The sequence below is a fragment of the Mesorhizobium sp. M1163 genome, from assembly GCF_040318415.1.
GTDB lineage: Bacteria > Pseudomonadota > Alphaproteobacteria > Rhizobiales > Rhizobiaceae > Mesorhizobium.
Genome location: NZ_JAMYMF010000084.1, coordinates 1 through 8214 on the forward strand (window position 1 = coordinate 1; position 8214 = coordinate 8214).

Sequence of the window (8214 nt, forward strand, 5' to 3'; positions counted from 1 at the left end):
CCCCCAACTCGCGACATAACGATGGGGGCAGACGCCCCGAAACGAACCCGTCGACCGCAACCTGCAAACCCCCGCCTGCCATCACAACGGAGCAATCCCGGCGCCTGACGAGGCGCGTGGAAAAGCACCGCAACGACGACCACAACGTCGCTTCAGGCCGTCAAAAGCTTATCGCCGTGCATCAAGGCGGCTAGTTCTTCCGCTGCGGGAATCGGGTTTGAGTAAGACGGACGAAGCACTGAGAACCAACGCTTTCGTGATAGTGCATTCATGCCCCGAGAATCCTGTTGACCGTTACGAACCCCAAGAAAGCCGGCGCTGAGTGAAACGGTCGCTGAACGTGCTCTGTGGCGTGCGCCGCCTGACTCTCGGTTTCGGCCATGCCGACTAACAGCGTATTGATAGGCCATCGCGGGCTAAGCTCTACCGGCGAAAGCCGCGTCAACAGCGGCAGGCAATCAGAAACTGGATCGGCGGCGACGATGATTATGATCAACGTGACGAACACGTGAATCATGCCGACGGCGCCGACGCTGCCGATGATGATGATGCCGATCATGCGTCGCTGATGCTGCCTAACTACAGTGCTTGTGATCATGCCGATCACCGCGTGATCACGAGCGGCGGCGCTTCGTGTCAGGTGCGTAGCCGGGATGGTCGCGCATGGCCGATTGTTCCTTCGTGCCGCGGGGTGTGGGCTTGCGTTCGATCATGAGGGCGTCAGGCGCAACGAGAAGTTTAGATCAGGGGCTCATCCATGGGCTGGATGATAGTTATCCCTACAATCAATTGTACCAATATTACCGAATACTACTACAAGATCCCCAATGAAAGCGGCCGGATGGGTATCCGTCTCGCGTGGGCTGAAGCTGCCGGCAACAATGGGAAGACGAACATGTGCGGGATTGTTGGCATCGTTGGGCAACAGCCGGTGTCGGATCGGTTGGTCGACGCATTGAAGCGTTTGGAATATCGCGGCTATGATTCCGCCGGCGTTGCGACGATCACCGAAGGTGCCTTGCACCGCCGGCGCGCCGAGGGCAAGCTCGTCAATCTCGAGAGGAGACTGAAGGAAGAGCCGCTGAGCGGCAACATCGGCATCGGCCATACGCGTTGGGCAACCCATGGGGCCTCGACGGAACGCAATGCGCACCCGCACTTTACCGACGGTGTCGCCGTCGTCCATAACGGGATCATCGAGAATTTCACCGAGCTGAAGGAGGAATTGGCGGCGGCTGGCGCCGAGTTCCAGACCGACACCGACACCGAGGTCGTCGCGCATCTCTTGGCAAGACACCGCCGGGAGGGCATGAGGCGGCAAGAGGCGATGCGTGCCATGCTGAAACGCGTCAGGGGGGCCTATGCGCTTGCCGTCCTCTTCGAAGATGATCCGTCGACCATCATGGCGGCGCGCAACGGACCACCGCTGGCGATCGGTCACGGCGACGGCGAGATGTTCCTGGGCTCCGACGCGATCGCGCTCGCTCCCTTCACCAATGAAATTACCTATCTCATCGAGGGCGACTGGGCCGTTGTCGGCAATTCGGGCGCCCATATCTTCGATTTCGACGGCCACCCCGTCGAGCGTCCGCGCCATACCTCCACGGCCGCGGCCGATCTGGCCAGCAAGGGCAATCATCGCCACTTCATGGAGAAGGAAATCTGCGAGCAGCCCGAAGTCATCGCCCATGCTCTCCGTCACTATAGCAACATCATAGAGAATCGCGCCGACATGGTTTCTGGCATCGATTTCGCCAGGATCCCGAGCTTGGCGATCTCGGCCTGCGGGACCGCCTATCTCGCCGGACTGATCGGAAAATACTGGTTCGAGCGGTACGCGCGCCTGACGGTTGAAATCGACGTTGCGTCCGAATTCCGTTACCGCGAGATCCCGTTGTCGCCGCAGTCGGCGGCTCTTTTCATTTCGCAGTCCGGCGAAACCGCCGATACGCTCGCATCGTTGAGGTACTGCAAGGAGCGTGGGCTGAAAATTGGCGCTATCGTCAATGCCTGCGAATCGACCATCGCTCGGGAGGCCGATGCGGTCTTCCCGATCCTTGCCGGACCGGAGATCGGCGTCGCCTCCACCAAGGCGTTTACCTGCCAGCTTGCCGTTCTAGCCGCACTCGCCATCGGCGCCGCCAGAGCCCGCGGGACCGTAACCGAAGACGAGCTGCAGGCGCTCGTCAGGAGCCTCGCCGAAGTGCCGCGCGTCATGGGCCAGGTACTCAACAGCATCCAGCCGGAGATCGAGTTCCTGTCGCGCGAACTGTCAAAGTGTCGTGACGTCCTGTATCTCGGCCGTGGCACCAGTTTCCCGCTAGCGATGGAAGGTGCGCTGAAGCTCAAGGAGATTTCCTACATCCATGCCGAGGGCTATGCGGCGGGTGAATTGAAGCACGGTCCGATCGCATTGATAGACGACAACATGCCAGTGATCGTCATCGCGCCCCATGATCGCTTTTTCGACAAGACCGTCTCCAACATGCAGGAAGTGGCTGCCCGTGGAGGGCGGATTATCCTCATCACCGATGAAAAAGGGGCAGCCGCATCGAAACTCGACACTATGCACACGCTCGTGCTGCCGGCTGTCGACGAGATTATCGCGCCGATGATCTTCTCGCTGCCGATACAGCTTCTTGCCTACCACACGGCGCTCTTCATGGGCACAGATGTAGACCAGCCGCGCAATCTCGCAAAATCGGTCACGGTCGAATGATCGAACCTTTATAGGTGGCGATGCTCGTCCATCGAAAGCGCTACCCCCTGTCTGGATCCGAAGCCCGGATGAACCAGATGACCATTGTTTGCTGCAATTTCGGGAAACTCGCCGTCGCCGCATCATGACAATCGCCATCCTTTTTTCGGCCGGTCGGGCGATTGCACAGGGCAGCCGGATCGAGCTTGCTCAAGCCGACGTCAGCACAAAAGCGCGCGGCCCTTTCGGCTGTTTCCTCGGGCGCCCCATCCTTTCGGTCTCCGAACAAGCATCGGCGGCTTAAAAAATTTCGTTAACAGCGGTGATCGATGTGTGATTCAAGCACAAGCGCGTCTTTCGCTGCATCGGCGGTGGAAATTGGTCGAAGGTATCAGCGTCCGCGAGGCTGGGTGGACGGTGCCGCGAATAGCCACTGGAGGCGTCAGGGGGAGTTCGAGTTGCTGTTCAAGAAAGCCATCGGCGAGAGTGAGTCGTGTAGGATCGCAGGTCGAATGCGCTACAGCCGATCAGGCCATCTCAGGGTGGGCAGGTTCTTAGAACTTGATCAGAAGCAGGTGAGCCGCCATATTCCGACCCGGCTGCCAATTTCAAGTGGCCCATTCCATGGATGAGGCCGGTCCGGCCGAATGGACGTCCATTTTTTTGATTTGCTGGGTGTGCGCCAGGGTCGGGGAGGAAATCTCCCGATTTGTCAGGCGCTCCCATCTTCTTGGAGATGTTTATGAAGGATTCGCGCATTCCCGAGCCAGTCTTGACGGCTATGTCGCAGGGGACCCACATCATCCGCGCTTATCGTGAGCACCTTGGGTATTCAATCGAGGACCTCGCGGTGGCGTGCGGGCTTGCCGCTGAGGAAATCCAAAACATCGAGCGGGGTGTGAGGTACAACAAGGGCTATCGGGATCGGATAGCAAGATCGCTGTCCATACCTGTGGGAATTCTTGAGGCAGAGGCGGACATATCGGACGCCGCCTGATCAGTCGGATAATCTGCAATGGGTGGAAGACCGCTCTTGTGATGTGAAGTTTGCGGCTGATAGTCGTCGCTTGATTCCGTTGGACGCGAATGCCTTCTGGCGCAGTACCGCCAAGAGAATTCTCGTCCACTGTCCGATGGAACTGCACACGGGCTCGCCGAAGAGGAAGTTGGAACGCTTCGTCATGCTGTCTTAGGCGATATAGCCGCCCGGAGTGCTGCGACACGTGCACGATAGCATCGGCTCGCGACGATGGATTGCTAACAGCGAACTCATGCTGGTCGGCAAGGCGATACTGGCTGGAGCATCAACTCGGCCGACGAGAGTGGCCCCCCATCCTAGACTAGGCAGGATCGGCCAGACATGGCCGGCATCGCGCGCCGCTCTGAAAAGAGCACAGCGGGCATCCAGACGCTGCCGGGTTGACTATGGGTGTCGGAACAGCAAAAAGGGGCCGCTCTTCATGAGTGGCGTGCGCCGGCAGTCTAACCCCAAGCCCCCCCGCCAGGCTGCCGGCGCGCTTCTAGGAACATCGAGGTAGGGCACTACGCTTCCTTGTCCGACTACGCCTCGATCAGATCCCGAGCAGCCAGCCAGTGTCCGACCGTCGCTTGCGCCTCTGCCCGCTGAGCCTTGTGCTTCCTCCAGCGAGTCAAGCCGATCACCATGGGTGTCGCCAGTTCTGGTGCTCACCCATGTGCCATTTGCGATCTCGTGTCGGTGAGAGCACCGCAAGCACCTCCCCTGCTACGGCAAGGCGGCTTGCGTCGCCCGTGTTGTTACTATTCTTCGCTGTGATCGGAGTTTTTTCGTGGCTTCGGAATCGGGACATTCGGCTTTGCAAAAAAATAGGCCGTCGTGGTCGATCGTCACGCCCCCGAGTTCGGCGGCACGATGGAATGACAACGGCAGCGCAAGCTCCATTTGCGCGAGAGGCTCGTCCCTTCAAATACTTGATGCATTTGCGCTTTGCGTCCTCCGTGCATGTTGCTCGATGCCAGGCGGAGACCTCTGTCTAAACGATCGCGCATCGATGCAACGCCCGCGCGTTGATCGCCATCATCGCGGCGATCGCTTTGCCGCGACCGCCGCGGCAGCGATGCGCATGCAAAAATTCACAGATGCATTCTAGCCAAATGCTAGCTGCCCAGCAAATGTCCGGCATTTCGCAAGGCCCCTAGGAAGAGACTGGCATGGCCGTTGGCATCGATCTTGGCCTGCATCGACAGGGGCATGCTGTGCCAGTTCTCCAAGGGCGTAGTGAAATGTGAGAACGTACCGTTGACGATGCACTGGTGGGTAACAAGACCCTGTCTGTCCAACGCCAGCACGCCGATCTGGTCGCCCTGATATCGGATGGCTGCGACCCGCTGGACCTCCGCGTCACCGTCGACCCGCACGTCGAAAAGCAGGATGCCGCGGCTCCTGGTGGCTACCTCGGCGGCCTTTTCAGCGAAGCTTAAGGAGAGCGAGCGGACGCTTTCGACCGCCAGCCGTAAAACCATCAAATCCAGTTCATCCACTGCCATAAGGTACCTGCGCGCAACACATGGGTGATAGCAATCGACCACACCGCTTGTTCACAGATGTCGGCTCACGACCGATCATTCAGGGTTTGCCGGTCAGTCCATTGACCGAGGGCGTGCTCCGGTTCGAACCGATCCTGAAGCGGAATGCGCTGGATCTACGGAACCCGAGGAGCAGGCCAGCCAAAGTTGCCGCGACAATTGATGTCGTGATCATTCCAGACATCTGCATCGGCGTCGCTGAACATCCCACTGGTAAGTCCGTTCTCTTGCGGCAAGCCCATCCTCGGGCCGTCTTGTACCTGAAACCCTCGCGGTGGCGTCCCTCGAAGCTCGGGACCGCCGGGCGCTTGATCGTCGAGAACTTTGTTTACGAAGGTCCGGACCTCCTGCAGAGCATATTCCGGTGCGCTCGCCTTTGAGCATTCCGCTGAAGCGTGACGTTTCGCTAGTCCGTGTTCCTTGCAGGCTCACCGCGAGGGCGCCTTGCACACAGCGGCACGTCAGCGCATGAAACTCGTCCCCCGTTCACTTCACAAAATGGATTTCCTGAAGTACTGGGAGCGCAGAGAAATCTCCGGTCGCAGCCTACCCGGTTAAAACAAGGACCCAACAATGAAGACTCTCGTCGTCTGCTCCGGCGGATTGGACTCCGTCACCCTTGCTCACAAGGTGGCAGCGGAGCACGAACTCGCCGGCCTCTTATCTTTCGATTACGGCCAACGGCATAGGAAGGAATTGGGCTTCGCCGCCCTTTGTGCGGAGCGACTGAGCGTCCCGCACCGGATCATCGACATCCACGAGATCGGCGGCGGCCTTTCCGGCTCCGCGCTGACCGATAATGTGGACGTGCCCGACGGGCACTACGCCGAAGACACGATGAAGGTCACGGTGGTGCCGAACCGGAACGCCATCATGTTGGCCATTGCCTTCGGCTTCGCCGCAGCGCACGACGCTGACGCAGTGGCGACGGCCGTGCATGGTGGGGATCATTTCATTTATCCCGACTGCCGTCCGGCCTTCATCGACGCTTTCCAGATGATGCAGGACCACGCGCTCGAAGGCTACGCGAAGATTCGCATTTATGCACCCTATGTGAATCTCACGAAGGCGGACATTGTTAGGAATGGAGCAGCATACGGCACGCCATTTGCGCAGACCTGGTCCTGCTACAAGGGCGCCGAGCGTCACTGCGGGAGGTGCGGGACCTGTGTCGAGCGGCGCGAGGCGTTTCATCTCTCTGGGCAGCCGGACCCCACCGACTACGAGGACTCCGACTTCTGGCTCGATGCGCTGCGAAGGAGGACCGCGTAATGTTCCGCATCACCAAGGAATTCCACTTCTCAGCCTCGCATCAGCTCACCTCGTTGCCACCCGATCACCAATGCGCGCGCCTGCACGGGCATAACTACATCGTTGAAGTGGAGCTTTCAGCGAATGGACTGAACGAGAACGGCTTCGTGCGCGACTATCACGATTTGGCGCCATTCAAACGGTACATCGACGAGAGCTTCGACCACCGACATCTCAACGACGTGCTGGGACATGAGCAAGTCACGGCGGAATATCTGGCCAGACATTTTTATGAATGGTGCAAGGCACGCCTGCCCGAAACCTCGGCCGTGCGGGTGAGCGAAACGCCGAAAACCTGGGCGGAATACCGGCCATGACCGATACGCATCCCGCAATCCGCGTGAGTGAGATTTTCGGGCCGACGATCCAGGGCGAGGGCGTGCTCATCGGTTTGCCGACGGTCTTCGTCAGAACCGGCGGGTGTGACTATCGCTGTTCCTGGTGCGACAGCCTGCATGCGGTGGACAATCAATTCCGCCATGAATGGGAGATGATGTCCATTGCCGCGGTGTGGCAAAACGTGCTTGCGCTTTCCGGTGGCCGCCCGCTGATGGTATCGCTGTCAGGCGGCAATCCGGCCATCCAGCCGCTCGGCGCGCTCATCGAGCGAGGCCATGGTGAAGGTTACCGTTTTGCGCTGGAAACCCAAGGTTCGGTGGCCAGGGACTGGTTTGCCGACCTTGACGTGCTAGTCCTCAGCCCAAAGCCGCCGTCAAGCCAAATGACGACCGATTGGGCCGCTTTCGAGGCGTGCCTCCAGGCGGCACAAGGCAGGCCGCAAGTCGTGCTCAAGCTCATTGTTTTCGACGAAAGGGACTACGCCTACGCGAAAGACGCCGCTGCGAGATTTCCGCGACTTCCGATCTATCTGCAACCCGGCAATCACACGCCGCCACGCCCCGCAAATGAAGACGCTCCTGTCGACCTTGACGGAATATTGAAGCGCATGGAGTGGCTGGTTGATGCCGTGACCCGCGACAGGTGGTTCGAAGCCCGTGTGCTGCCGCAGCTGCACGTTATGCTCTGGGGTAACAAGAGAGCCGTCTAGCCTAGGCCCGCTTTTCACTGAAACTGCGCCGGCGGATATTCGGGTGGACGGGTTGTCCCACGCTTGACGGCGCTGCCGGGGTGCTTGCGGACTTTCTGCCACCGGCACCAAGAGCGTGGCCAGCCGCTTACGACTCGGAATGTTGCCGAGGCTCGGTTTCGACGGGCGTCGGCCTGGCGCGAACCAATCAAAGGTTAGCGCGAGCCACGGGTGGATAGTGTGGTGGTGCGATGCGGCGGCGCCTGCTGCAGCTGGCACGGTCCTTGCGGATTCTTGTTGCAAGGCCGAAGGGAGCTGTCGGCCGACAACCATGATCTGGCCAGGACGATTGTCGACTGCTTCCGATACAGAAAAGAGGCCGGACTCGACGTGGCGCTTCAGGGACTGCGAAATGGAATACGGCGCCGGAGGGCACGACCGGACGATATCGTCGCTATACCAAGACGCGTCTGGTCCGCTCCGAATCCTGTCTCGACACGACGGTCGCCGATCAACAGTGAAAAATGTAGCGATAGTGTCCTGAAGGTTCTGCAAAAAGTTTTGGAGAGAGAACGGCGCTTGCTCTGAAGGGCGAGCGGCCATGGCACGGTGG

7 protein-coding genes are annotated in these 8214 nt (G+C 59.6%); 5 read left to right on the plus strand and 2 right to left on the minus strand.

Going from position 1 to position 8214, the window contains the following annotated elements:
- Positions 1–268: 268 nt before the first annotated feature.
- A complete protein-coding gene (locus NKH43_RS34780) occupies positions 269–559 on the minus strand; it encodes a hypothetical protein (protein ID WP_352572085.1) in 291 nt (96 codons plus the stop codon).
- 336 nt (positions 560–895) lie between these two features.
- Here NKH43_RS34780 and glmS point away from each other — a divergent pair, with 336 nt between their 5' ends.
- Both glmS and NKH43_RS34790 read left to right on the plus strand, forming a co-directional pair.
- On the plus strand, positions 896–2719 hold the full coding sequence (gene glmS, locus NKH43_RS34785) for a glutamine--fructose-6-phosphate transaminase (isomerizing) (RefSeq protein WP_352480273.1): 1824 nt from the start codon (positions 896–898) through the stop codon (positions 2717–2719).
- Between the two features lie 721 nt (positions 2720–3440).
- A complete protein-coding gene (locus tag NKH43_RS34790; protein WP_031212627.1) occupies positions 3441–3695 on the plus strand; it encodes a helix-turn-helix domain-containing protein in 255 nt (84 codons plus the stop codon).
- 1139 nt (positions 3696–4834) lie between these two features.
- Here NKH43_RS34790 and NKH43_RS34795 read toward each other — a convergent pair.
- A complete protein-coding gene (locus NKH43_RS34795) occupies positions 4835–5224 on the minus strand; it encodes a hypothetical protein (RefSeq protein ID WP_023679620.1) in 390 nt (129 codons plus the stop codon).
- Between the two features lie 612 nt (positions 5225–5836).
- Between NKH43_RS34795 and queC the strand changes: the two genes are divergently transcribed.
- The 3 genes from queC to queE are packed head-to-tail and all read left to right on the plus strand — an operon-like array spanning position 5837 to position 7622.
- Positions 5837–6535 carry a 7-cyano-7-deazaguanine synthase QueC gene (gene queC, locus NKH43_RS34800; RefSeq protein WP_352861987.1) on the plus strand — a complete coding sequence of 233 codons (699 nt, stop codon included), beginning with the start codon at positions 5837–5839 and terminating at the stop codon, positions 6533–6535.
- Positions 6535–6891 carry a 6-carboxytetrahydropterin synthase QueD gene (gene queD, locus NKH43_RS34805; RefSeq protein ID WP_023679623.1) on the plus strand — a complete coding sequence of 119 codons (357 nt, stop codon included), beginning with the start codon at positions 6535–6537 and terminating at the stop codon, positions 6889–6891. Before queC ends, queD begins: the two co-directional genes overlap by 1 nt.
- Positions 6888–7622: a 7-carboxy-7-deazaguanine synthase QueE gene (gene queE, locus NKH43_RS34810; protein ID WP_352468486.1), complete on the plus strand. Its 735-nt coding sequence runs from the start codon at positions 6888–6890 to the stop codon at positions 7620–7622. Before queD ends, queE begins: the two co-directional genes overlap by 4 nt.
- The last annotated feature ends 592 nt before the right edge of the window (positions 7623–8214 follow it).